The organism is Mesorhizobium tamadayense (assembly GCF_003863365.1).
In the GTDB taxonomy this organism is placed as follows: Bacteria; Pseudomonadota; Alphaproteobacteria; order Rhizobiales; family Rhizobiaceae; genus Mesorhizobium; species Mesorhizobium tamadayense.
Map to the genome: position 1 here is coordinate 26,744 of NZ_RQXT01000013.1, position 24,511 is coordinate 51,254.

17 protein-coding genes are annotated in these 24,511 nt (G+C 60.7%); 5 read left to right on the forward strand and 12 right to left on the reverse strand.

The window, feature by feature from the left end:
* Window positions 1-2 precede the first annotated feature (2 nt).
* From EH240_RS13175 to EH240_RS13185, 3 genes are read right to left on the reverse strand one after another with little or no spacing between them, the layout of a single operon-like run.
* Window positions 3-497 (reverse strand): Rab family GTPase, encoded by a 495-nt coding sequence (locus tag EH240_RS13175; protein ID WP_124998845.1) that lies wholly within the window; start codon window positions 495-497, stop codon window positions 3-5.
* A gap of 13 nt (window positions 498-510) precedes the next feature.
* The gene (locus EH240_RS13180) at window positions 511-3,168 is read right to left on the reverse strand and encodes an OmpA family protein (RefSeq protein WP_124998847.1); all 2,658 of its coding nucleotides are present in this window, start codon (window positions 3,166-3,168) and stop codon (window positions 511-513) included.
* A gap of 7 nt (window positions 3,169-3,175) precedes the next feature.
* Window positions 3,176-3,841, reverse strand: coding sequence for a coiled-coil domain-containing protein (locus EH240_RS13185; protein ID WP_124998849.1), 666 nt, complete (start codon window positions 3,839-3,841; stop codon window positions 3,176-3,178).
* Between the two features lie 315 nt (window positions 3,842-4,156).
* On the opposite strand from EH240_RS13185, the gene EH240_RS13190 reads away from it, so the two are divergent.
* Both EH240_RS13190 and EH240_RS13195 read left to right on the forward strand, forming a co-directional pair.
* Entirely contained in the window at window positions 4,157-4,348 is a 192-nt protein-coding gene (locus EH240_RS13190) for a glycosyltransferase family A protein (protein ID WP_245436004.1), read from the forward strand.
* Window positions 4,294-7,266: a trifunctional glycosyltransferase/class I SAM-dependent methyltransferase/polysaccharide deacetylase gene (locus EH240_RS13195; protein WP_124998853.1), complete on the forward strand. Its 2,973-nt coding sequence runs from the start codon at window positions 4,294-4,296 to the stop codon at window positions 7,264-7,266. Before EH240_RS13190 ends, EH240_RS13195 begins: the two co-directional genes overlap by 55 nt.
* A gap of 78 nt (window positions 7,267-7,344) precedes the next feature.
* Here EH240_RS13195 and EH240_RS13200 read toward each other — a convergent pair whose 3' ends face one another.
* The 3 genes from EH240_RS13200 to EH240_RS13210 all read right to left on the reverse strand — a co-directional run bounded on the left by EH240_RS13200 (window position 7,345) and on the right by EH240_RS13210 (window position 12,932).
* Entirely contained in the window at window positions 7,345-8,025 is a 681-nt protein-coding gene (locus tag EH240_RS13200) for a redoxin domain-containing protein (RefSeq protein WP_124998855.1), read from the reverse strand.
* Between the two features lie 18 nt (window positions 8,026-8,043).
* On the reverse strand, window positions 8,044-11,343 hold the full coding sequence (locus tag EH240_RS13205) for an adenylate/guanylate cyclase domain-containing protein (protein ID WP_124998857.1): 3,300 nt from the start codon (window positions 11,341-11,343) through the stop codon (window positions 8,044-8,046).
* A gap of 206 nt (window positions 11,344-11,549) precedes the next feature.
* Window positions 11,550-12,932, reverse strand: coding sequence for an adenylate/guanylate cyclase domain-containing protein (locus EH240_RS13210; RefSeq protein ID WP_245436006.1), 1,383 nt, complete (start codon window positions 12,930-12,932; stop codon window positions 11,550-11,552).
* Between the two features lie 369 nt (window positions 12,933-13,301).
* On the opposite strand from EH240_RS13210, the gene EH240_RS13215 reads away from it, so the two are divergent.
* Window positions 13,302-14,396: a branched-chain amino acid ABC transporter substrate-binding protein gene (locus EH240_RS13215; RefSeq protein WP_124998861.1), complete on the forward strand. Its 1,095-nt coding sequence runs from the start codon at window positions 13,302-13,304 to the stop codon at window positions 14,394-14,396.
* A gap of 82 nt (window positions 14,397-14,478) precedes the next feature.
* Window positions 14,479-16,947, forward strand: a complete 2,469-nt coding sequence (locus tag EH240_RS13220; RefSeq protein ID WP_124999026.1) for an adenylate/guanylate cyclase domain-containing protein — start codon at window positions 14,479-14,481, stop codon at window positions 16,945-16,947.
* Between the two features lie 221 nt (window positions 16,948-17,168).
* Here EH240_RS13220 and EH240_RS13225 read toward each other — a convergent pair whose 3' ends face one another.
* The 3 genes from EH240_RS13225 to EH240_RS13235 all read right to left on the reverse strand — a co-directional run bounded on the left by EH240_RS13225 (window position 17,169) and on the right by EH240_RS13235 (window position 20,179).
* Complete coding sequence (locus EH240_RS13225; protein ID WP_124998863.1) at window positions 17,169-18,554, reverse strand: hypothetical protein; 1,386 nt, start codon at window positions 18,552-18,554, stop codon at window positions 17,169-17,171.
* A gap of 201 nt (window positions 18,555-18,755) precedes the next feature.
* Window positions 18,756-19,280, reverse strand: a complete 525-nt coding sequence (locus EH240_RS13230) for a GNAT family N-acetyltransferase (RefSeq protein ID WP_124998865.1) — start codon at window positions 19,278-19,280, stop codon at window positions 18,756-18,758.
* Between the two features lie 74 nt (window positions 19,281-19,354).
* Window positions 19,355-20,179, reverse strand: coding sequence for a hypothetical protein (locus EH240_RS13235; protein WP_124998867.1), 825 nt, complete (start codon window positions 20,177-20,179; stop codon window positions 19,355-19,357).
* Window positions 20,180-20,367: 188 nt separating this feature from the next.
* On the opposite strand from EH240_RS13235, the gene EH240_RS13240 reads away from it, so the two are divergent.
* A complete protein-coding gene (locus tag EH240_RS13240) occupies window positions 20,368-21,783 on the forward strand; it encodes an adenylate/guanylate cyclase domain-containing protein (protein WP_124998869.1) in 1,416 nt (471 codons plus the stop codon).
* A 37-nt stretch (window positions 21,784-21,820) separates the two neighbouring features.
* Here EH240_RS13240 and EH240_RS13245 read toward each other — a convergent pair whose 3' ends face one another.
* The 3 genes from EH240_RS13245 to EH240_RS13255 are packed head-to-tail and all read right to left on the reverse strand — an operon-like array spanning window position 21,821 to window position 24,510.
* The gene (locus EH240_RS13245) at window positions 21,821-22,300 is read right to left on the reverse strand and encodes a class I SAM-dependent methyltransferase (protein WP_124998871.1); all 480 of its coding nucleotides are present in this window, start codon (window positions 22,298-22,300) and stop codon (window positions 21,821-21,823) included.
* 33 nt (window positions 22,301-22,333) lie between these two features.
* Window positions 22,334-23,515: an ABC transporter permease gene (locus tag EH240_RS13250; protein ID WP_124998872.1), complete on the reverse strand. Its 1,182-nt coding sequence runs from the start codon at window positions 23,513-23,515 to the stop codon at window positions 22,334-22,336.
* Complete coding sequence (locus tag EH240_RS13255) at window positions 23,512-24,510, reverse strand: ABC transporter permease (protein WP_124998873.1); 999 nt, start codon at window positions 24,508-24,510, stop codon at window positions 23,512-23,514. Before EH240_RS13255 ends, EH240_RS13250 begins: the two co-directional genes overlap by 4 nt.
* Window position 24,511: the final 1 nt, after the last annotated feature.

Consider the following 24,511-nt stretch of genomic DNA (forward strand, 5'->3'; position numbering starts at 1 on the left):
GTCTATTTGGCAACCATCGAAGCAAGTTGACGAAATGCATCATCAACATGTTCACCCGAAAGCGCACTTGTTAGATAGATTTGCCATCCAAGTTGCCTCAGTTCGTCAATCTCACTATCCGGTATTACCCACCGATCGGCCAGATCGGATTTGTTGAACAGCAATACAAACGGCATAGCGCCGAATTCGGCCTCGACCCGCTCGCGCAACGTGAGCGCGGCGGCAAGAGTAGCGGCGCGGGTTCCATCGACGACAAGCACGAGCCCGGTCGCACCTCGCACATGGCTGACGCGGAATGAGCCGATATCGTCTTCGCCGGCCAAATCCCACAAAATCAGATCCACGGTCTTGTCCGGGAGTGCGACACTCTTCTTGTCGATTTTCACTCCCACCGTGGTCAAGTAGGTTTCTGAAAAGATGCTTTGCACAAACCTGCGAACCAGGCTCGTCTTTCCGACAGAGAACCCGCCCAGCATGCAGATCTTTTTTTGCAACATCCCAGGCCCCGCGCTAGTCCAGGTTTACCGTAACCGAAACCCGGCGATTGGTGGAGCTCCCGGTTCGACTATTTTCAGGCACCACCGGCTCAAAGGTGCCCGCGCCTCGCACCAGCAGCAGTTCCGGAGCGACGCCGCGCTTGTTGAGAAGCGCACGAACTGTCTCGGCGCGGGCGGCGCTGATCGACGCGTTGGCCGTCTCACGGCCCGTGGCGTCCGAATGGCCGGTCAGCATGAACCGCGCTGTTACGCCTGACTTGCGGGCACTTTGGGCGAATTCCTTTATTTGATCCGCCAATCTGTCGAGAACCGGCATCTGCTCTGGTCCCGGTACAACCTTGCCGGAAGAGAAGAAAATATCGGTCGTCTGGATGGCCTGCCTCAACTGATTAAGTTCTGCAAGGTCCAGCTCACGCAGCTGTGAGACATCCATGGCCACTCCGTCCTGCGAAAGCTCCTGGGCGGCGGCCTGCGCCCGGTTGATCCAGGCGGCAGGAGCCTCGCCCGCGACAACGATGCGACCCTGGATGATCGAAAGCTGAACCGATTTCGGCGGGGTGAGCGACGCCGTCAGTCGCTTCACCACGAACTTCGGATCAAGGCTCTGATAGAATTGCCACTGTGAATGAACGCGGGCAGGATCGACCTCCGTTCCGGACAGCAGAGCTTGCGGGTCGGCAGCAAGCGGGTCTCTCAGGCCGGAAATGTAGAAATGTCCGCCCCTTGCCGTTTGTTGGGCGACGATAATTCCCGATTGGGCCTCAAGTCGCGACACATAATACTGCCAGTGCTCCGCCGCGCGTGCTTCGGGGCTTACATCACGAACCTTGGAGATGTCGAATTCCGGTCCTCCTGCCGAAAGCTGTCGGGCGGCGGCCCGCGCCCGATCTATCCAGGTGTCGGGAGCCTCACCCTCGGCAACGATGCGATCATTGACGATCGAAAGTCGTACTGTATCCGGTGGATACAGCGATGCCGTCAGCCGCTTCAACACGAACTTCGGCTCAAGGCTCTGATAGAATTGCCACTGCGAATGAACGCGGGCGGGATCGAGCTGCGTTCCGGACAACAGCGACTGCGGGTCGGCGGCAAGCGGGTCCCTCAGGCCGGCAATATAGAATTGGCCACCGCGCACCTTTTGTTCGGCAACGATGATGCCCGGCTGGGTCTCCAGTCGCGACACATAAGCCTGCCAGCGCTCCGCCTCGCGTTCCTCGGGGCTCACATCACGGACCCTGGAGATATCGAATACCGGCCCGCCTGCCGAAAGCTGCTGGGCGGCGGCCCATGCGCGGTTGATCCACGTGGCGGTAGCCTCACCCTCGGCGACGATGCGATCATTGACGATCGAAAGTCGCACTGTATCCGGCGGAACCAGCGACGCCGTCAGCCGCTTCAACACGAACTCCGGTTCAAGGCTCTGATAGAATTGCCACTGCGAATGAACGCGGGCGGGATCGACCTGCATTCCGGACAACAGCGACTGCGGGTCGACGGCAAGCGGGTCTCTCAGGCCGGCAATATAGAATTGGCCACCGCGTATCTTTTGTTCGGCAACGATGATACCCGGCTGGGTCTCCAGTCGCGACACATAGGCCTGCCAGCGCTGCCCGGATTGCCAGGAAAGAAAGAACCAACCGCCTGCCGGAATCGAAACCAGCAGGACTGCCGCCAGCACCAGCCACGGAAATCCCTGGTTTGATTCCTCCTGCTTCAGTTCAACGCAGGTCTGCAACTGCGTCTCTACGCCGGCCAACTGCGAACTGTCGCCGTCAAACTGCTCTAAAGCCTGTGAGCATTCATCATGAATGCGAAGCAATACATCGCGAATTATTTCATGTAATTCCTCTGGCGGATTTCCCCGGATCACCGCGACCAAGGTCGCAAACGGTCCAACTTCCGACCAGAGACGAAGGTCGCCAAAACGGATAGTGTCCAGGCCGCTCTGCTCTTTCTCGTTAAAAGAATCTTTCACAAAATCTTGAATTGCACTAAGCATAGAAGAAATGAGTTTAGGATCTTCGCTCGTCGCATTATCGGCAGTTACATGTGCTATCAAAAGCCCGGAATTGCGGTTAATGAGAAAGACGTGCTCTACACGATAGATAAGAGAATGCTTCAGAACAACTTCCGAGAAGCTGGCTCCAGTTCTCCAAGATTCAAATCTCCACTTAAGCCCATGCCAGGTAAATATATGTCTTAAAGTTTCATTCAGCGACTGAAAGGTCTGGTCGATCTTTTCGCCGATCGACTTGCGAATTGCCGGCAGAAACACCGGGTACAATATATCCGTCAGCGTGCGCGGGCTCTTCTGGATGGACCGTTGCACAGCCCTCTCGACAGCCGGCGCAAGGGCCTCGCCGAGTTGCGCATGAGACGCACGTGCGGCCGCACCGGGGAGAACGCCCCCCACTGCCACCGCAAGCTGCTCAGGTTCGTCGAGCAGGTGCGTAACTCGTGAAAGCTCCGAAATTTCGCGGCCGACCAGTAACTGGCGCAGCGTTTCCATGCGAGGATCGGCGGTTGGAACTCCGTCGAAACGCGCACGATAGTCCGGATCAACGTTCCGGGCAATTTCGATCAAAAGACTAGCCAGAGCCTCGCGATCAATCTCTGAATCGTTCGAAGCTGCTCTTTGAGGAAGGCTGATTGGGTCGACGGTCGACGTCAAGTTCCGATCAACTCCCTTTCCAGCTACGCTCCGAGTTGCTTTTGCTGCCGACGGGATCCTGATTTAGACATTTTGCAACCTCGACAAACAGGCCAGCCAAAAGATTTCGGTCGGTCTTGACATTGCCGAGATCGGAAAACATTTTCTCCATTAGCATCTGAATGCTTTCATTCTTTTGCTTGATTTCCTCACGCAGCAAATGATCGTTTCGATTTATCCGGTCCGCAACTTCGCGCTCAAGCTCGCTCAATTGATCCGACAGCGCGCGCACCTGCTTTTCAAGCGCCTGATTTTGCTCGCGAAGATTCCGGTCAATCTCCTTGTCGCCGTCGGCTCGCGCGTCTTTTTCGTTCCGCAATTGCGCCGCAAGCGAGTCGACCTGCTTCTTTGCATTTGACTCGTACATTTCAAGATTGCGCTTGGCCTCGGATTCGACATCCTTGAAGCGCTGCAAGACCCGTTCTTCAAGCTTGGAAAAGCGGCGGTCATAGTCCTGCATCTGGTTGCCGAACAGCAGATCACGTATCTTGTCGACACCTACAGCGTCGCCGGGGGCCCCGCTCTCGCGAGCCTGGCCGGCCATGAAGGTCAGCCCGTTTCCGTCTGCATTACTTATCAGATTTCCGTCCGCTTTATTTGCCGAAGAAGCGGTACTCGAAGATTCCTTGGCCATCCCTATGCCCCTTCATTTGACCAGCTGTCACAGTGCTAATTTAGCAACTAATAAACATGTCAGCAAAATAGCCGGCCCGCAAGCCGGATTCTTCTCGGCTTAGGCCGGTCGTGCGCTCTAAACCGTCGGGCATGAGCGCTTGCCATTCAAGCCTGTCTTCAAGTCTTTTTTGCCTGCCTCTAATTCGCCCCGATCTTGACAGGGCAGTGCTGCCATCCGATGCCGTCATCCGGTTTTGACATTCGCTGACTCTTGCCGAAGAAAACGAAAGCTCGATGATCCAGGACAATGCTGCCGCAAGGCGGTGTGGTACCGATGTTCAATGCCGAGCAAACCATCGGCGCAACGCTTGCCGGCATCCGCCGGCAGACCTACCAGATACTGGATATAGTCGTGGTGGACGATGTTTCGGGACTCTTGTGTTCTACCGAACCAGGCGAGGGTAAGACGGCGTGGCGCATAATCCGTTGGTTTCAATCGTGGTTCCTGCGCACAACGCACAGGTAACGCTGGCGCGCGCACTCGACTGCCTTCTCGATCAGGAAATAGTGGATTGGGAGGCGATCATTGTCGACGACGCCTCAACGGACCGCACTCCCGCGATCATCGCCGGTTATGTGGAGCACGATGCCCGATTTCGGACGTTGAGCTCTTGCGCGTATAGCGCCGCCGGCGCGCGCAATAGCGGGATTTCGACAGCGCGCGGCCACTGGCTCATGTTTCTGGATGCGGACGATTGGGTGGATGCCAGCTTCCTTGCGAAAATGCTGGCCGCACTGAAAACCGCCCCCGATGCCGTCGCCGCCTATTGCGGTTCTCGGCGCGTGATGCCCGATGGCGAACTCACCCCGTCGAGCATCTCAACGGAGGTTGCGATGCAGCCCTTCGAAACATTCGCCCGCCGGTGTGCCATTCGCACTCACGCGCTGCTGGTCGACCGGGAGACAATTGTCGAGTTGGGTGGTTTCGATGTGTCGCTACACACCTGCGAGGACTGGGATCTGTGGCAGCGCCTCGCACGTCTAGGCAAAAATTGGGTGATGGTCGACGAGCCGCTCGCCTTCTATCGGACCAGCCCCAACGCGCTCAGCCGCAATTCGACGCAGATGCTGGCAGATGCGGAAATCGTGATCGCCCGCGGCTTTTCTCCTGATCCCAGGATCAAACACCCGGCATCGGCTCACATCAATGGAGCGATCGAGGCGAACGGTGGCAGCGCTTCCGAAGCACTCGCGTGGTTCGCGTTGTGGAACGCCGCATCGGATTGCGGCCGCGGCTCGGGTTCGATCAACCCGCAGTCGCTGCGCGCGCTCCCCCCAGGACGGAAATGGGCGCGTGAGATCGCCAAGGTGGCCGTCGATGGCCTTATGGCAGGAAGCCTGTCGGTGCCAGCGCAATTGGCTGCCGGGTGGGACAGGTTCGGCGGCTCCCTCGCCGAACTGATCATCGAACTCGGCAAGGTCTGGAACAATCCCGACGCGGCTCGCCGCGTCCAGTATCACCTCGAGCAAATGCTGCTCGATGCCGACGATCTTGCTGCACCGCGAAGACTGGCGCGGACACTCGGAATTCGGGTCGACGCGCGAAATCCGACCTCGATCGAACTTCCGGAAGGAATCGATCAAATCTATGCCTATCTGATGATGGATGGCCAAATCGAGGCTGTCGTGCAGTTCGGCGTGCTCGGGCAAGTGACGAGGCGTCATTGGATCGAATTGATCCTGAGTTTCATGCCCGCTGAGCGGCTTGGCCTCTCCCGCTATGAGCGCATGAGGCGATCGCCTGTCCATGCGCCGCAACAGGACGCCGGCGCCGACACGTCAAACATGTTTGCAGCCGAGGCAGTGTTGTCTATGGGGGGACGCTGGCCTGCTCGGGACAGCCACTTCGGCAAGCTCGCGCGACTGGCCGCGGAAGCGCAGGCGCTGGTTCGCTCGAGCGCCGAAGCTACAGAGCCTCTTGCAGCACCGCGCCGTGCACCGGCCGCGGATAGGAACGACAATGATCGCACGTCGTTCTGGAATCGCCGTTTCGCGATCGAGGATCCCTGGAACTACAGTTCGCCCTATGAGCAGGAAAAATATGAGCGGCAGCTCGAAATTCTGCCTGCCGGTCCCATCGGACGGGCGCTTGAGCTGGCCTGCGCGGAGGGCCACTTCACGCGGCAGCTGGCGCCGCGGGTGGGCCATTTGACCGCAACCGACATCTCCGACATAGCCATCGGGCGGGCGCGCGCGCGATGCAGCGATCAGCCGAATGTTGAGTTCGGCGTACTGGATTTCTCCGCGGACACGCTGCCGGGTGAGATGGATCTGATCGTCTGTTCGGAAGTGCTCTACTACCTGGATGATCTCGCCGAGTTGCGGCGCATCGCCAAAAAACTCGTTGAGGCGTTGGCGCCTGGCGGCAGTTTCATCAGCGCACACGCATTCGTGCTGCGTGACAATGTTGAAAGGACGGGCTTCGACTGGAACACATTCGGTGCACAAGCGATCTCAGAGACGCTGGCAGCAACCGAAGGCTTCGTCCTCGAGCAATCGATCCAGACCGAGCTCTATCGCATAGACCGCTTCCGCCGCCTGTCACCAGGCGAAGTGGCGACGGAACCGATGATAGATCATGTGCCAATCCGCGCACCCATCGAAATCGGGGTCGCGCGAAATATCGTCTGGGGCGGGGCGCGGGCCTTGCGCCGCGACGTCGCGCGTAGCGAGCGGCGGCAGCGCATCCCTGTCCTCATGTATCATAGCGTCGCCGATGAAGGCCCGGCCGCGCTCGCCCGTTTTCGGCTCACGCCCGCCGCATTCGCCAGCCAGATGGCATGGCTGCGCGCCAATGGCTTTCACGCGATTAGGTCCGAGCAGCTAGAATGGTTCATCGCCAACCGTCACCCTTTCGTTGGCCGCCCAGTGCTCATCACCTTCGATGACGGCTTCCAGAACTTTGCCGACCATGCCTGGCCGACCTTGCGCGCGAACGACCTGACCGCGGAAGTGTTCCTGGTGACGGACTTGGTGGGTGAAAGTGCACGGTGGGATGCCTACAGCGGCCCGCCGACGCAGCTTATGGACGCCGGGACGGTACGACGCCTCGCCGGCGAAGGCGCGTTCTTCGGAAGCCATCTGGCGACGCATCGCGCGATCGATGGTCTGTCGAGCTCTGACTTGGCCGCCGAACTCCTGCGCTCTCGTATGTTCATCGAACGGTGGACCGGTCGACCAACCACGGCGTTCGCGGCACCCTTCTCGGTCACCGACCGACGGCTTGGCCGGCTGGCCAAGGAGTGCGGCTATCGGATCGGCTTCGGCGGCAGGCACGGGTCGGCGGACCTCGATTGCGATCCCATCGACCTTCCGCGCATCGAGATTCGCGGCGATCGCTCGCTCGATGACTTTGTTGCCAATATCGAGGCCGTGCTCGAATGAACGAGGCCAATGTCTGGTTTTGTAGCAATTGGCTCCGCTTTTTGTTCAGTGTCCCGCCGGTTTACCTCGTTCGCAGGTCTATTGGGTGACTTGGGTCACGGCTGACATCAGCTCCCGCGGGCTTGGCGCCGCAAACATATATCGCCCACCCTCTGGAACCTCGGTGAAGCTCCAGCGGACGATCCCCTGCCGGTCCAGTAGGAACTGACCGATCAATTGTCCATGTCCCGTTGCCATCATCTGCTCATCGGCTTCGGTCAGTTCGTAATGGTCCCTCTTGTCGAGGAATTCGCTGGCCGCAAAAGGATCCATAGGACCGGGCAACTCGCCTGGTATGTCGACCCGCATATCCTTTGCCGCTGCCATCGAGACCTTGTACGGCCAGTTCGTCTCGTCTTGGGTGAATTCGAGATTGGGCAATCCAAAAGCACGATGTGAAGTGCGTTCAGGGTCGGAGGCTGCAAGCAGATTCGGCATCGGGTGGTAGCGGAAATAGAGACGCGCCCGTTCGATCGGCGTGTTGACCACCGTCAGGCTTTGCACGCCCTTTTCGCGCAGCTCCGGATCAAGCCGCGCCTGGGCGGCGATATGGCGCCGGCAAAACGCACAATGCAGACCTCGAAACAGGCCGACCAGCACCGGTTTTTGTCCGCGAAAGTCATCAAGCGCGATCTTGCCTTCCTGGGTAATGGCGTCGAGTACTACGTTTGGCGCACGATCGCCCGGTTGAAGCGGTACCAAGTCAATACGCGCGGACATTTCCAACCTCCCACCCGGCTAGTCGAGAAAAGGCAGCACCACAAGCGCTTCCGGGTCGAGCCCGTGCTGGGCGCATATACCCTGCGCCAGGGAAAAGTAGCGTTCGGCCTCGGCCAGATTGTCGAGGTCGAGATTAAGTGTTGCAAGGCCATCATAGCACGGAAACAGCAGTTGGGGTTCGCCCGTTTCGCGGGCTACGTCCAGTGCTTCATGGAACAACCCAACCGCCAAGTCCGGACGGCCGTTGCACTGGTGGATCTGCCCAAGCACGATCAACGGCACCGGCAGGTGCTCGCGCTGGTCGAGCGCCCGGTCGATCTCGATGGCCTTCTCGGCAGCAGGCACACCCTCCGTTGGACAGCGATCCGTGAAAGTACAACAAGCGACCGCCAGATTGGCGAGGAGGCGCGCCTGGAAACCCAAATCACCAATACGGCGCGCCACTTCAAGACCGCGCCGACAGACCTCCATCGCCTTTGCTGGATCGATGGTCGTGTAAAGCACGCCGAGATTGGTGTAGCCGCGGCAGGCAGCCCCCAGGAGGCCGGCGGCTTCGGCCAATTCAATGCTACGCTCAACCTGACGCACGGCTTCAAGGTCTCGCCCAAGGCGAGCCAGCGCGACAGCCTTGGTATTGAGTGCTTCGGCGGTCACAAGAGTGGCCTCGCGCCCTACCTCGGAGGCATGCTCCGTTGTCAGAGTGCGTACGCAATCCAGCGCCGCGTCTGCCCATTTTGCCGCGAGAGCGTGATCTCCGCTGCGGAACGCCTGTCGGCCACGTTCTTGCCACAGATGCGCCTGCTCGACCGGGGCATCCGCTCCATCGAGGAACGCCGCCGCCTCAGCATAGCGCGATTCTGCCTTGTCCCGCTTGCCGACGTCCCAGAGCAGCCGACCGATCTTACGCAAAACTCGCGCCGAAGCGACACGATCGCCTGACTCGCGATATGCCTGCAACACCGTCTCGTAGTGGCGGTGCGCGATCTCGCGGCGGCCTGCCGGGCCGCTCAAATCGGCAATGCGCTCTGCAATTGCCAGTTTGAGCGGTGTTTGCCCGCTTGTGTCCAACGCAGTCAGTGCTCGCTCGTAGAAACGAAGGGCGTCGTCGTTGGCGTATATCATGCGCGCGCGATCGCCTGCCGCCTGCAGGTAACGCGCGCCCTTCTCCCGCTCGGCGCTCAGTGCGAAATGATGACCGAGCACGGTCAAATCCTCGAGCCGTTCCTTCATGTCGCCGCACAGTTGCTCCAAGGCAGCACCGATCCGCCCGTGGATTTCGGTCCGGCGTTGCAGGAGCAGATTCTGGTAGATCACGTCCTGCAGCAATGTTTGCGTAAAGCGGTAGCTTTGCGACGAGACCGAGCCTGAACCGGCAACTTCCTCGATGATTTCCGCATCGCAAAGCAGTTCGCAGCCGTCTTCCAGACGGCCGGGGTCGGCTGTCACGGCTTTCAGCAGTGTCGCGTCGAAGCGCGGGCCGATTACCGCGGCTTCCTGGGCCAACCGGCGCGCCTCTTGGGGCAGCCGGTCGACACGGGCAAGCAGCATTGCCTGGATAGTGGCGGGAATGCCGGTTGCGACTTCGCCTGCCACAGTCCGCCATCGCTGGCCCTCGCGCATCAGCACACCGCGATCGATAAGGCCGCGAACGATCTCCTCTAAAAAAAGGGGGTTGCCGCCCGCCCGCTCGAGGATTTGGTCGAGAAGCCCTCCTGCTGAGTTTACCCAGCTCTCGCCGAAAAGCGCCGCCAGCAGTCTGCGTCCGTCATCACTGTTGAGCGGCGAAAGCCTGAGCGCTGTGTGACTGACCCGACTTGAGTCGAGCTGGTCGTTGTCCGGCGCCGGACGATGCGTGACCAGCAACATCAACCGTGTGCGTTCCAACCTGTCCATCACGAAACGTAGTGCCTCGAGCGACACGGCGTCGGCCCAGTGCAGGTCTTCGACGACAATCAACAGCGGCGACAATGCAAGCCGCCGTTCGACGATTGTGCGGACTGCGTAGAGAATTTGCCGCCGCAGCTGCTCGGGCTCGACATGCTGCAAGGTGGCATCCGGGTCGCCAAGGCCAAGCACATGGTAGAGCAAAGGCATCAGCCGCTTCGCCTCCTCGCCCTGCAGGCCGAGATCGGTAAGCAAGCCTGCGAGCTTCCCCCGCATTTCGTCCCCATTGTCGTTTTGCATCATCCCGGCAGCGCTGCGCACCACTGCACCCAAGGCGCCAAATGATTGTTCGCCCAGCGGTGAGCACGTGGCCTGTCGCACGGCGACGTTGCGAAAACGATCCTCGTCGCCGACGCGGGCGACGAACTCCTTCACCAGCCGCGATTTCCCGATACCGGCTTCTCCGACGAGGCGGACAAGTTGGGCCGAGCCGCCGCACGCCTGGTCAAGGCTCGCCAGCATTCTATTGAGCTCCGCACCACGACCTATTAGCGGCGCACTGAGGCCGAGCGCCTCGAGCCCGCGCGCTGCACGCGGCGCCGCTAGCGGTGCATCCAGTCGATGGACGAGCACACTGCCAGCCTTGCCGCGAAGCACGACATCACCCATCGACTCGTAAGAGAAGGCATGCCGGGTCAGCTTGTGAGTGAGCTCGCCTACCAGCACCTCACCCGGTGCGGCCAGCGATTGCAGGCGTTGCGCCGTATTCACTGTGTCGCCGGTCACCGAATAGGATTTTGCGGCGCCGATGCCCAATCCTCCAGTAACGACCGGACCAGTGTTTATGCCGATGTGGAGTAACAGAGGCGAGCCGGAGCGGGGGGTGCTTTGGCCGAGCCGCGCCGTCCGGGCGATCATGTCGAGAGCGGCGCGAAGCGCACGTTCCGGATCGTCCTCATGCGCGACCGGCGCACCGAACAAAGCGAGCAGTGCATCGCCGATGAATTTGTCGACGAAACCACCAAAGTTTCGCACGGCCGCCGTCAATTCCTTGAACAGTTCGTTCTGCAGCGTTTGCATGACCTCGGGGTCGAGCTGTTCGCTGAGTGTCGTGAAGCCGCAAAGGTCGGCGAACAGGACCGTTACCGTCCGGCGATCGGCGTCAGAGACGGGATGCAGCCCTTCTTCGCTTTCGATGTTCGGAGGCAGCGACGGAGTTCGAGAAGGCGCCACAATGGTCCGGCTTGGTGTCGGAGCAGGCCGTTCGACGGCTTTTGCGGGCGCACCGACGCTTGCCCCACATTTCGGACAGAACTCGAAATCAGGTGCGCAGGGGTAGCCGCAACTGGCGCATGGCACGGGCTGGCGCTTGCCACACCTCGGACAGAAGGCGTAACCGCCCTCAACCTCGAAACCGCAGCCCGAGCAGTCCATCGAACAAGACCTCACTAGGGGCCGTGACGCGTGATCTCGCTACGCACTTCACGGCCAGGGTATTCATAAGAATGAACCGATAGCCGTCGACCAGCAAGCGGCAGCGCAAATGGGCATCGAGCGATCGGTATGGGTCCTGTGGCAGAGCGCTGCCGATTCGGGCGGCTGCGTGGCCGTCCGGAAAACTGAAATATCGGAAAGTCGCTTCAGTCGAGCCCGATCCACACAAAGCCGTCCTGCTTTCGGCAGGGATATACGATCAGCTTTGCGCGGTTTTTCGAAATGTCACCCAGATATTCAAGGCCCGCCCTGGTACCATCGTGCTCCAACTTCGCCCACTCCCTGATTTCGCCGGTAAGCAGGTCGAAACAACTCTGATGCCAGCGGCAGACCAGGCCAAGATTTGCGGTGATCGTGCTCTCCGTGTGTGGGAGCTTCAGCACTTCGGCCTGAGCGGAACTTCGGCGTTCGTAGAGCGGCAGATGAAGATGCGGGCAGGCATTGTTGAAGGCGCAATAGTTGTCGGATCCGCGAACGACGACGATATCGTAATCTTCAAAATCGAGAATCCGGCGTTCGTGGGGCTGAAGCTCGTCTTCGGCAAAAGCGCGAATCCACCTCCTGCCGCCCTGGCGGATGGTTTCGCGAGGCCGTCTGGCATTCAGCTCGGCGTCAATTTCGGGCTTCAGCCTGACGATTTCGAACAGGCTTGTGCGCTCGCCGGTACCGCGAAGGCGCACCCTGACGAAGTCGGCGATTTCCACCTTGTCGGCGATCTGGTCGCGGAGGGCCTCGGATATCAGCAAGCGCGTACCAGCATCCTTGTTGGCCGCCTCGATCCGGCTGGCCAGATTCACCACGTCGCCGATCGCCGTGAGACGTTCGTGTCCGGCGAAACCCAATGTGCCAATGACGGCTTCGCCATAGTTGAGGCCGATACGAATATCGAAATCGATGCCATACATCGAGCTAAAGAACGGCTTCAGACGATCGACTGTGGCGAGGGTCTGGAGCGCGGCATTCACGGCACGGAGCGGAGCGTCGGGCTGGTCGTCGATGCCGAATATTGCCATGAGCCCATCGCCGATGAGTTTGTCGATGAAACCGCCATTCTGCTCAATGATGTCGCCGACCTGAGCGAAGTAGCGATTGAGCAGATACATCACGTCGTAGGGCGAAAGCCGCTCAGACAGCGCCGTGAAATCGACAATGTCACTGAAGAAGACCGCAACATGCTTTGCTTCGCCGCAACGCGTCGCGGCAGCACCGCCAAGTTGGCTGGTGATCATCATATCGGTTTCGTCCAGCACCAGGCGTCGGACGCGAAGCTCGCCTTGCGGCCTGAGCTGACAGGCCAGCCTAACTTCATCCGCCAATCTCAACCGATCCGCCATCGAAGTCTCATCGGAATTGCGGTCCGGGCAGGCCTCCAGGCCATCGAGCACCCAGACGCGGCATGTAGAGCATTTCGCCCGGCCGCCGCAGGCATGGGCGAATGGCACGCCCGATCTGAGAGCCGCCTCGAGCAAGGTTTCATCGGCGGCCACGTTAAAATCGATCTGGTCAGGTAGAGCGGTTACCTTGGTCATATTCTTCAACAGAGGTCTGCGGCGTTGGCCGGCTCGCCAGTATAGCACCAATCGGCTCAGGCAATCGAATCATGCAAGATGCGAATGAGAACATTCGACCCCCTCGAGGCACCCTTTGCGGACGGTCGTTCGCAGAGGGCCTATGATGAAGTTTGACCCAATCACGACGCTCACTCCGGTCAGTGGTAACGTCCGGATTTGGCGCGCGATTCCGACCTCAGCGAACGAAGTTATAATACGCCATTCCAGTGTATGATCGCTTCGCCAAATTGGGTGTGCGCTGCAATAGCAGCCGAGATAGTCGCGCTTGCCGAAGGGGCTGTCGGCTCTGACGGGATTGGCGTAAGCTACAGTTAAAGGGGTGCACTCATGCACCGCATCATCGCCATAGCGATCTTAGTTCTCGCGGCCGCGCTCAGCTCCGCGCGGGCGGAGGTGCTGATCGGCGTCTCGGCTGCGATGACGGGACGGCTCGCCTGGATCGGCGAGCAGGGACAGCGCGGCGCGGAGATGGCAGTGGCCGACGTCAACACGGCGGGCGGCGTGCTCGGCCAGAAGGTGAGGCTCATCTCGGTCGACGACTTCTGCGATCCCGAACAAGCTGTGGCGGCCGCCAAGAAGCTGGTGGCTGACGGGGTCGTGTTCGTCGTCGGGCATTATTGCTCCGGGGCCTCGATCCCCGCATCAAAAGTGTACGAGGAGGCGGGCGTCGTTGAGATATCCCCAGGCTCGACCAATCCGCAGCTGACCGAACAGGGCCGTGCCAATGTCTTTCGCACCATTGGCCGCGACGACGCGCAAGGTTTCATCGCCGGCAACTACCTTGCCGATCGCTGGGGCAACAAGAAGATTGCGATCCTCCACGACAACTCGACCTATGGGAAGGGTCTCGCCGACGAGACCAAGAAGCAGCTGAACAAGCGGGGCGTGACTGAGGCCGTTTACAACGCATACCTTCCCGGGAAGGACGACTATTCGGCCGAGGTCGCTGCGTTGCAGACCGCCGGCGTCTCCGCCTTATATGTGGGTGGGTATCATGCCGAGGTTGCGCTTATTGCTCGCGCTGCACACGACAGTGGCTACACGGTTCAGCTCATATCCGGAGATGCTTTGGCGACCGAGGAATTTGCCCTGATCGCCGGCCCCGCGGCGGAGGGGACCCTCTTCACGTTCCCGGCGGACCCGAGGCGAAGCCCCGAAGCGGCCGCGGTCGTTGAGCAGTTCCGTGCGGAGAACTTCGAACCCGCGGGCTACACGCTGTTGAGCTACTGCGCGGTCCAGGTCTGGGCCCAGGCAGTCTCGAAGGCAGGTTCGCTGGAGCCGAAGGCCGTCATTGCGGCACTGCACGAACAGGAATTCGACACCGTCATCGGCCGGGTCGATTTCGACGACAAGGGCGACCTCACGAAGCAGAGCTGGGTTTGGTACGTCTGGCGCGGTGGAGAGTACGTGCCGGTTGAATAGGGGTTCGTTGATCGCCGGCGCGCCGGCTGAGACGTCTAGTCTGATGCAGACCAGTGTGGCCGGACTGTTCCGACTCCCCGAGATGCTTGAACGCCTCGGCATACGCGGCCGGCTGTTGCTCGCCTTTTTCGGGATCAGCGCACTTGCGGTGCTGGCAACCGCTGCGGCGCTTTATGCCTTCCTCCAGGTTGGCGACGTCGTCGACCGAATTACCAAGGATCGAGTGCCGTCGGCGCTCGCCTCCCTCCAGCTGTCGCGCCAGGCCGAACGGGTCGCTGCTGCCGCGCCATCGGTGCTGGCGGCGACAAGCAGGGCTCAGCACAGTGAGGTCTCGGCTGCCGTCGCGCTCGAGATGTCCCGCCTCGAGGCCCTGCGCACGGACCTCCGGGATGCCACGTTGGGCACAGTGCCTTTGGCCGAGATCGAGGAAGCCGCGATTGTTCTGAGGCGCAACCTGAAGGAGCTCGACTCTCTTGTTGTCGCCCGCCTCGACGTGGTCGCCCGCAAGGAGGCGCTCCTGAACCGCCTCGCCGCGACGACGACCGGAAGCCAGCGCCTTGTCGCCACCGGCATCCTAGTGATGGATTCCAGGCTCCCGCAATGGCGGGCGGTCGCGGCCGACACGTCGCTGTCGCCCGATCGTCGCGCAGCGGCAATGGCCGACCTGGTCCAGGCGATTGCGGCCTACATCCCCCAGCAGAAGGCGCAGCTGGAGATCTCGGCGGTCAACGACGCGCTGGTGAAGGTTGCGAACGCGCCGACGCCGGGCGACCTGGCGTTGATCCTTTTTCCGCTGCGCCGTTCGCTCAGTGCTCTTGAAAAGGTTTCCACGGAGATTGACGAAAAGCTGCGGACCCGCTTCCGGCAGCGTGTCGACGAATTCAAGGGTTTGACCGACGGCGAGGACAGCATCCCCAAGGCGCGGGAGGACGAGTTTGCTGTCCTGGCACAGGGCGAAAGGCTTCTGGCCGAGAACAATCGACTGTCGCGCAATCTCACCGCTGGCGTCGATCGCCTGGTCGCCACGGCAGACCAGGAGATCGCTGCGTCCGGTCGCGAAGCCGCGCTCGTCCAGCGCTACGGCACCGCGGTTGTGCTCGGCTCCGCCTTCCTCAGCCTCCTGAGTTCGGTTCTGGTTGTCTGGCTCTATGTCGATCGCAGCCTCCTCGCCCGACTGGGGGCCGTGAGCCAGGGCATGCTCGCGATTGCGGGGGGCAACCTTCGTGCGCCGCTGCCAGCCGCGGGCAGCGACGAAATCGGGCGCATGGCCGAAGCGCTGAGACTCTTCCGGGATACTGCTGTCGAGGTCGAGGAAAAGAACCTGCGCGACGTTGCGGAAGCTCGTCAGCGGCTCATCGATGCCATCGAAAGCATCTCCGAAGGATTCGCTCTGTACGACGGGGAGGACCGGCTCGTCCTCAGCAACAGCCGCTACCGCGAATTGCTCTACACCGGTCTGGAGACCGAACTGACGCCCGGCACGACATTCGAGCAAATCATTCGCCGATCCGCTGAGCGCGGCTACATCAGGGACGCCGAGGGGCGGGTCGAGGAGTGGGTCGCCGAGCGCCTCTCGCGGCACCGCAACCCTGGCGAACCTTGGGTGCAGCGGCGAGGGGACGGGCGATGGGTCATGATCAGCGAGCGGTGGATCAGCGCCGGCGGCACGGTCGCCGTCTATTCGGACATCACTGAGCTGAAGCAAAGGGAGGAGAACCTCGCCGAGAAATCCGTGGTTCTGGAGGCACTTTCCAGCAAGCTGGCGAAGTATCTGGCGCCCCAAGTGTATCGCTCGATATTCACCGGCCGCCAGGAGGTCAGGATCGCCAGCCAGCGGAAGAAACTGACAATATGTTTCTCAGATATCGCAGGCTTTACCGAGACCACTGACAAAATGGAATCCGAGGATCTCACCCAACTCCTCAATCACTATCTGACGGAAATGTCGAAAATTGCTTCGGATCACGGCGCGACGATCGACAAATATGTCGGCGACGCGATCCTGATGTTTTTCGGCGATCCCGAGACTCGCGGCGTCAGGGAGGACGCGCTGGCTTGCGCGCAGATGGCACTTGCAATGCAAAAGCGGATTAGCGAGCTTGCCGAAGTCTGGCGGGACATGGGGATCGAAACACCGCTGCGCTGTCGCATCGGCATCCATACCGACTACTGCACCGTCGGTAACTTCGGCAGTGAGGACCGGATGGACTACACGATAATCGGCGGCGCCGTGAATCTCGCCTCGCGCCTGGAGCAGGAGGCGCCGCCGGGCGCCATCGTTATTTCCTACGAGACGTTTGCGCAAGTGAAGGACTCGATCGACTGTGAGGAGCTGGGGCACGTCCAGGTCAAGGGGATCGCCTATCCCGTCGCCACCTACCGCGTCATCGATGTGAAGGCCAATCTGGCGGCCGCTCGTCGTGCCGTTCGAACCGAGCTGCCGCACTTCAGGCTGGAACTTGAACCGGAGCTGATGTCCCCTGACGAGCGTGGCGATGCTGCCACTGCACTTCGAGACGCGCTGGATCGGCTTTGTCACAAGCCCGGGTAGTAAGGCTTGGTCCATAACGACCCCTCCCAATGGACGCAAGGAGTGGGATGTGGGACGCCGCTCATTGGCGCTATCGATGCGAAGGCCGCAGTACGGTCGCAGTCAGTCTTCGAACCCGGGCGGAAAGTCCGCATCGGCGCCGAGACTTAACATTCGCGGCATCACTGGCAAGGTCCGGATAAGGCGCAAGTTGCCGTTGCGGGCGCTGCCTTAAATGAGGCTCAGGTCGCCTTGATCTCTGCCTGGCCGATCTTGCGCCATCGGGCGTTTTCGCGAACCAGTTTCAGGTCGTCGGTCGTCTCGGCCAATGTCCGCAATCGGTATTGCCGGAGCAAGTCCGGGAAGAGCGCCGCTTCCGGCAGGCCGGCAAGCTGCTCGCGGACCGAGATCTTTTCATCGATGACCCGCGTGCCCCAGGCATTTTCCCGAACCTGCAGCTCCGCAGCCAGATCGCGCTCTTCCGGCGCGTTTTCGTCTAGCGCAGCCAGCAGGATCGAATGGAAAAGCGCTACATAGCCAATTTGTCTCAGGCCGCCCACAACCCGAACCCGCGGCAATATAGCGAGGACGAGGAACATCAGGAACAAGTTCGGCAGCAGCACGCCGTCCAGCAGCGCCTGCTTGAGATGCGGCCGCTCGAACGGGATGGAAAGACCATGCGGCCTGTCAGGTTCGATCAGGTGCCCGTTCTCGAGGACGAGCTTGCGCACGCGCTCCTCGCGGATGCCCCAGAAATAGTCCGTGGCGTTGGGCAGGAATCTGCCAAATGGGCTCGATGCGGCCTCTTGCAAGGCATGTTCGAGACGCTGGCGTCTTGCGGGTTCAATGAGCAGCCTGGAAAGAAGGCTGCCGTCATATTCCAGATGCCGCGCCATGGCAGCCGCGGCGATCCGATCATCGATGAAAACCGGCAGGGCCATGCCGGAACGATCCCAATTGGCGACCAGATCCTCGTTGAGGGCTGTCAGCGCATCGGCGGCGGTTCCAAACACCTTGTCCTGACTGGCAAGCAGTGTGCCCAGCCAGCGGCTGGCATCCGTTTCATCGCCCACCGCTTCGAGCGCGCGCTTGTTGAGCGAGACGGGGCCGGCCACGCAGGCGCTTTTGCGGCATAGTTTGTGGCGCCCCATGCCAAACAGGTTGATCTTGTCGTCGCCGACATCGAGCCAGCCCGGCCCCTCCCGGCCAATTGTCTCCATGGTCATCGTCGTTCCCATGAAGCCGAAGAAGGCCGACAGCCCGTTTTCGACCGCGCCGAGCCACGCAAGCAGGAGGGCATCGAAGGTAATCCGGTCCATCAGAAGCAGGCAGTGCAGCCCGGACTGAATCACCGGTCTGTGCTCGAACTCTTCGAGGGTCTTGCCGATCTCCTCAGGCTGCATAATCACACCGAGGCGCTGATGCAGGACTTCGCGCAGGATCGATCGGGCAGCGATCGCCGGGCCCGATGCAGGCCTTGCCACCGGCCGCCACAGATGGCGGGCGTAATCGGAAACCGGTGCATTCCAGTTCTGCTCGATATCACGCACGACTTCCGGGCAGAGCAACGACAGCACAGCCAGAATTTCCACCGGAGGCGTAGGGGCTGGATCAAAGACGGCGGTCATTGGTCCCGTCTAGCCGCTTGCGGTGCAAACGCCAAGGGAGACCAGACTTGCTGGATGCGGCCGGCCCAGATCGTCAACTTGATCAAATGGTGTGAGACGAAATTGACCGTATCCTACGCAGTTCTCCATGAGCAATCACCTGTTCGCCGACTCGGCACGAATTGTCAGATTGGCTAAACAGCTAAGGCCAAACAGCGGATCTTAGAACCGCAGCCGGGCCATGCTCAGGAGGTCGCGGTACTGCCCGTCAGTAAAACCGGCCTTCACATGCCGACCTTCGACCTCGAAGCCGTGGCTTGTGTAGAGACGGACGGCCGGTTCGTTGTCGGCATAGACGGTCAATTCGACCCGCTTCAGGGCCCGCCAGTTGTCGGCCACGTCAAGCAGCGCGCCGAGTATGGCAGAGCCGATGCCCTTGCCGACAAAGGCATCGTCTAGGCCGATATTGATCTCGCCGATATGCGAACGGCGCGGCGAACCCTGCACGACCAACCTGCCATGGCCGACGACCTTGCCGTCCAACTCCGCAACGATCCAGGTGGTTTCGGGGCCAGACTTGGCGATGCGCCGCTCCACCTGCTCCACCATCTCGAAGGGCATCCTGAACGTGCCCCAGCGGAAGCCCGGCATGTTGAAGATAGCACAAAGCGCCTCAGCATCGCTTGGCCGGACGGCCCGGAGCTGCGGCTGGATTTTCTCGGAGGATGGCGAGGTCGTTCTGGTCATGGCGTTCCCGGCGAAGGCAATCGGCCCGGCACGATGCACCGGACGTCATCTGAAAATCCAGCCGTCTCTGCAACCTATGATGCCGATTGCGAGCTAAAATACCGCGAGGCGGCGTAGAGTTTGAAGACGCCGCTGATGCCGATCCAGCCGAAAAGGGCGAGCCAGCACAATGTCCCGGTCGCCGTCCAGTCGATCCGGTGCACCGCAGCGTCGGTGATGACGAGGCCAAGGACGGCAAGCAGGCCAACCAGAAACTGCGCCAAGCCGAGCACCAGCAGTTCCTCGCGCGGCGCGCTTCTCCAGACGAGATATATGCCGCCCGCACCGGCGAGGAAGATGGCGCTGTAGACCTGGGCGTGGAAGGCATCGATCGGCCATGGCCAGATGCTGCCGAATGTCAGGGGAAACAGCAACAGGCCGACGCCATAGAGCCCAAGGATCGCCGATTCCACGGGCATGTAGCCGCGCCATGCGGGGTTTAAGGTGACGCCTTTGGCAGACGGACGGGCCCTGGCCCGCCATAGGAACAGCCCGGATACCGCGACCGAAGCAAGATAGACCAAAAACCAGAGCCAGGGCGCTTTGCGCTCGAAGTTGAAATAGCCGAGATTGATGAACGAAGCCACCGACACGATGACGGTGAAGATGAAGGCCATGACGAGCACGAGCCTGCCGGGCGACCAGCGATTCCAGACCAGCAGCGCCGCCATCACGACCATTTCGGCGGTGTAGAAGCCGCCGAGGAAGCGGGCATTGAACGGCGTGACGGCCCAAGGCCAGCGCGGCTTGACCAGCACAGGCGCGAAAAACAGGCCGGCGCCGACGATCAGGACGATGATGACCACCACTGAGAAAAGGCGCAGGGCCGCGGGAAATGGCGGGTTGTCGGATGTCGGCATCGGAGAGAGTCCCAAAGATGAATGCCTATCGACCATCATAGTGCCGCTTGCGGCCGGTGAAAATCCGCCGAATGGAGGATTGTCTATTCGAATGGCCGTACGGTCCGTTTCGAAGTAAAATGGAGCGCTCGGACCAAAGAGCGGTCCGGTCAAGACACCTCGGGGGCGCATTTTCCGGAGCCTGCACGATGAACGAAGCTCAGGATCTGTTCTCGCTTCTGCGGCAATCGACCGATGTCGATCCGCTGGCAATCGACGCAATCAAGCGAACCGTCGCGGAGGGCAAGGACCGCGAACTTTGCCGCATCAATGCGCCAGCCTTCGCCAGCAAGCATGGCCTCGACGAGGAGCGCGCCATAAGCGCCTTTCTCCATGCGGCGCGGGTGGGCATCTTCGACATTTCCTGGAATGTTCTGTGCCCCGGCTGCGGCGGCGTGCTCGACACCAACGCCACGCTGAAAACCCTCCAGAAGGACGAATACACCTGCGCGCTGTGCTCCGAGGGCTATTCGCCGACCCTCGACGAGATGGTCGAGGTGACATTCACCGTCAGTCCGCGCATTCGCAGGATTGCCGCCCACAATCCACACGAACTGCCGTTGGTGGAATATTTCCGCCAGATCTACTGGGCGTCCGGCGTCGATGTGCCGGATGAGGATTTCGCGAAAAAGTTGGAAGCGTTCTCGCTGGAGGATATCGAGCTTGCGCCCAGTGAAAAGGCAGTTCTGCCCATACAGCTTCCGTCCGAATTCATCATCGTCTTCGAGCCGGTCACCCATTCAGCGCAGTTCATCGACGTGAAGGGCGAACCAACAAAGGAGCGCCGAAGCCTCTCGTTGGTCTTCGACCGCGACCATGTCCAGAACCAGACGCTGGAGATGCAGCCCGGCCCGTTGCGCATTTCGCTGGAAAACAGGACCGACACCCGCGTGCTGCCGACGGTCTTCATCGCCGGCCAGGCATTGCATGATTTCCTGGGCAAACGCCGGCCCTTCCTCACCGCCAAGCGCCTGCTCACCAACCAGACGTTCCGCGATCTCTATCGCACGGATACGCTCGACATCAACCAGCGCCTGCAGATCACCAGCCTGACCTTCCTGTTCACCGACCTGCGCGGATCGACCGCGCTTTACGAGCGGGTGGGCGACCTTTCGGCCTTCGATCTCGTGCGCGCGCATTTCCAGGTTCTGCACGAGATCGTCGCGGCGGAGGCAGGCGCGGTGGTGAAGACGATCGGTGATGCGGTGATGGCGACATTCGCGACGCCTGATCGTGCGATTGCTGCGGCCCTCAGGATGCGCGATGCAATGCGTGCGCTCAACGACAAGAGCGGGCGCGAGGATCTGCTGCTCAAGATCGGAGTCCATGCCGGCCCCTGCATCGCCGTCTCTATGAACGAGCGACAGGACTATTTCGGCCAGACGGTCAACATTGCTTCGCGGGTCCAGAACCTTGCCAACGCACAGGCGATCTTCGCCACTCGTGCGGTGGTCGACGACAATCTCACCGCCGATCTGTTGCACAGGAACGCGCTGACGCCCGTGCCCCACGAGGTCTCGCTGCGCGGCATTGAGCGAGAGATAGCGGTGTATATGATCCCCTGAAGACCTGGCCCCTGAAGATTTGGGTCGTCCCAGCCCCTCATACGCGCCTAAAGATAAAATAACGATCGGCGGGCACCGAAGGCGGCGGCGCGAGGCGCTGTAACTGCGGGTGATCGAGCGGCGTGCCGCTGACCGCGATGCCGCCGACGCGAAGCAGGCGCGCGGTCAGATCGGGAAGCCAGGTAGAGGTCACTGCATCGCGATCTTCATAGCCGGTGCCGATGTCGGCATGAACAAGAGCTGCGTCGATGCCAATGAACCTGCTCGCCGTCTCGCGTATTTCGCCGAGCACGAGGTTTTCAGGTTCGGGAATTGAGCTGGAGTGTGCGGCCAGTGCGCGGTCGAACGCCACGATCCGGCGTCCGGGCAGGCGCTCGCGCAGATGGTGGAACGTCCGGCCATTGCCGAGGCCGAGCTCGATCACGGGCCCCTCAATCTTCGCCACCTCCGCGCAGACTTGATCGAGAATGTCGCGCTGTGCGGTCATCCTGCGGATGAAACTCTCGAGGCGAGTCATATGCGTTTGTGTGTCCTGAGCGGAATAGCGATGTCACTTGTAGGGGTCTGCGGCGTCCCGCAAGCCGTCGCCGAGGAAGTTGAACGCCAAGATGACGAGAATGACGGGGAGCATTGGCAAAAGCAGCCATGGATAGAACGCGATCACGCTGACGCTGCGCGCCTCGGTTAGCAGGATGCCCCAGCTGGTTATCGGCGCCCTCAGGCCGAGCCCGAGGAAGCTCAGCGCCGTCTCGCCCAGGATCATGCCGGGTATGGAGATCGTCGCCGTCGCGATCAGATGCGACATGAAGCCGGGAATGAGGTGTCGCCGGATAATGCGGCTGCTGCTGGCGCCCATCAATTGCGCGGCCAGAACGTAATCCTCCTCGCGCAAGGCTAGAAGCTTTGAACGCACGGCCCGCGCCAGTCCGGTCCAGTCGAGCAGCCCGAGGATGACGGTAATGCCGAAATAGATCAGCGTCGGACTCCAGGTTATCGGCATGATCGCCGCCAGAGACAGCCATAGCGGAATGCTGGGGATCGATTGCAGAACTTCGATTATCCGTTGAACGATCAGGTCGAAGATACCGCCGTGATAGCCGGCCAGTCCTCCGATGACTATGCCGAGCAGGAAGCTGAAACTGATGCCGACGAGGCCGATTGTCAGTGAAATGCGTGCGCCATATATGATGCGCGAGAACACATCGCGCCCCAGCCTGTCAGTGCCGGCCAGAAACAGCTGGCCGTTTTCGGCAGGACAGACAAAATGCCTGTCACCTTCGACCAGGCCCCAGAACCGGTAACTGTCGCCCTTGCAGAAGAAACGGATCCGCTGAACATCATCCTGTTTCTCGATGTAGTTCCGCTTGAGCGTGTCCATATCCAGCGTCATCTGCCGACCATAGACGAACGGCCCGACAAGCTGGCCGTTGTGGAACAGGTGCACCCGCTGCGGCGGCGAATAGATGTAGTCCATGTTGCGCGTGTGCAGATTGTAGGGCGCCAGGAACTCGCAGATCAGTATCCCGAAATAGAGCGCTGCCAGGAATATGCCGGATACAACGGCAAGCCGGTGCCGACGGAATTTCCACCACATCAGCCGCAACTGCGACGCCTGAAAGACCTTCGACTGCTCCGGCGTCATCGCCTCGACCGACTGCAGGTCAAAGGGCGCGATGGAAACGTAGTGTTGCAGTGGGGCACCCGGAGCGGGCAGCGGCGATTGCGTGTTCATTTGGTGCTGCCGCCTTGCAAACGAATTCGCGGATCAAGTAGCGCCAGCGCCAGGTCGGAAATCAGGACGCCGATGACCGTCAGGAAGGCGAGGAACATCAGGAACGACCCTGCCAGATACATGTCCTGGCTTTGCAGCGCCTTGATCAGCATCGGCCCGGTCGTTTCCAAAGACAGCACGATCGCCGTGATTTCGGCGCCGGAGATGATGGCCGGCAGGATAGAGCCGATGTCTGAAATGAAGAAATTGAGCGCCATGCGCAGCGGATATTTGACCAGCGCCCTGAAGGGATGAAGGCCTTTGGCGCGCGCGGTCACGACATATTGCTTATGTAGCTCATCAAGCAGATTGGCGCGCAGCCGCCGGATCATGCTTGCCGTGCCCCCGGTGCCAATGATCAAGACCGGGATCCAGAGATGGGCGAGGATCGACTTCGCCTTGGCCCAGCTCATCGGCTCGCCGAGATATTGCTGGTCCATGAGATGGCCGATGGACGTGCCGAACCAGATGTTGGCGAAATACATCAGGATCAGCGCCAGCATGAAGTTCGGAATGGCAAGGCCGAGAAGGCCGAAGAAAGTCAGGCCGTAGTCGCCCCAGCTGTATTGATGCGTTGCGGAGTACATGCCGATCGGAAAGGCGATGAGCCAAGTGAAGATGATCGTGACGAAGGAAACCAGCATCGTCAGCCACATTCGGTCTCCGACGACGTTGCGAACCGGCAGCTCATATTCGAAGGAATAGCCGAAATCGCCGTGCAGCATCCCGCCGACCCAGTAGAAGTAGCGAATGACCGGCGGCTTGTCGAAACCATATTCCTTGCGCATCATCTCGATGCGATCGGAATCCACTGCTTCGCCCTGAGCCCTAAGCTCGGCAACATAGCTGTCGAAATAGTCGCCAGGGGGAAGTTCGATGATCGTGAACACCAGCGCCGATATGATCAGCAGCGTTGGAACCATCACGGCGATGCGCCAGACAATATATCGAAGCACG

What these genes read in the sequence shown, in the direction of transcription:
- EH240_RS13200 (WP_124998855.1), bottom strand. Translation starts at nt 8,025, where the DNA reads ATGTCCGCGCGTATTGACTTGGTACCGCTTCAACCGGGCGATCGTGCG.
- EH240_RS13240 (WP_124998869.1), top strand. Translation starts at nt 20,368, where the DNA reads ATGAACGAAGCTCAGGATCTGTTCTCGCTTCTGCGGCAATCGACCGAT.
- EH240_RS13185 (WP_124998849.1), bottom strand. Translation starts at nt 3,841, where the DNA reads ATGGCCAAGGAATCTTCGAGTACCGCTTCTTCGGCAAATAAAGCGGAC.
- EH240_RS13205 (WP_124998857.1), bottom strand. Translation starts at nt 11,343, where the DNA reads ATGGACTGCTCGGGCTGCGGTTTCGAGGTTGAGGGCGGTTACGCCTTC.
- EH240_RS13210 (WP_245436006.1), bottom strand. Translation starts at nt 12,932, where the DNA reads ATGACCAAGGTAACCGCTCTACCTGACCAGATCGATTTTAACGTGGCC.
- EH240_RS13225 (WP_124998863.1), bottom strand. Translation starts at nt 18,554, where the DNA reads ATGACCGCCGTCTTTGATCCAGCCCCTACGCCTCCGGTGGAAATTCTG.
- EH240_RS13220 (WP_124999026.1), top strand. Translation starts at nt 14,479, where the DNA reads ATGCTTGAACGCCTCGGCATACGCGGCCGGCTGTTGCTCGCCTTTTTC.
- EH240_RS13175 (WP_124998845.1), bottom strand. Translation starts at nt 497, where the DNA reads ATGTTGCAAAAAAAGATCTGCATGCTGGGCGGGTTCTCTGTCGGAAAG.
- EH240_RS13235 (WP_124998867.1), bottom strand. Translation starts at nt 20,179, where the DNA reads ATGCCGACATCCGACAACCCGCCATTTCCCGCGGCCCTGCGCCTTTTC.
- EH240_RS13250 (WP_124998872.1), bottom strand. Translation starts at nt 23,515, where the DNA reads ATGAACACGCAATCGCCGCTGCCCGCTCCGGGTGCCCCACTGCAACAC.
- EH240_RS13245 (WP_124998871.1), bottom strand. Translation starts at nt 22,300, where the DNA reads ATGACTCGCCTCGAGAGTTTCATCCGCAGGATGACCGCACAGCGCGAC.
- EH240_RS13230 (WP_124998865.1), bottom strand. Translation starts at nt 19,280, where the DNA reads ATGACCAGAACGACCTCGCCATCCTCCGAGAAAATCCAGCCGCAGCTC.
- EH240_RS13215 (WP_124998861.1), top strand. Translation starts at nt 13,302, where the DNA reads ATGCACCGCATCATCGCCATAGCGATCTTAGTTCTCGCGGCCGCGCTC.
- EH240_RS13190 (WP_245436004.1), top strand. Translation starts at nt 4,157, where the DNA reads ATGTTCAATGCCGAGCAAACCATCGGCGCAACGCTTGCCGGCATCCGC.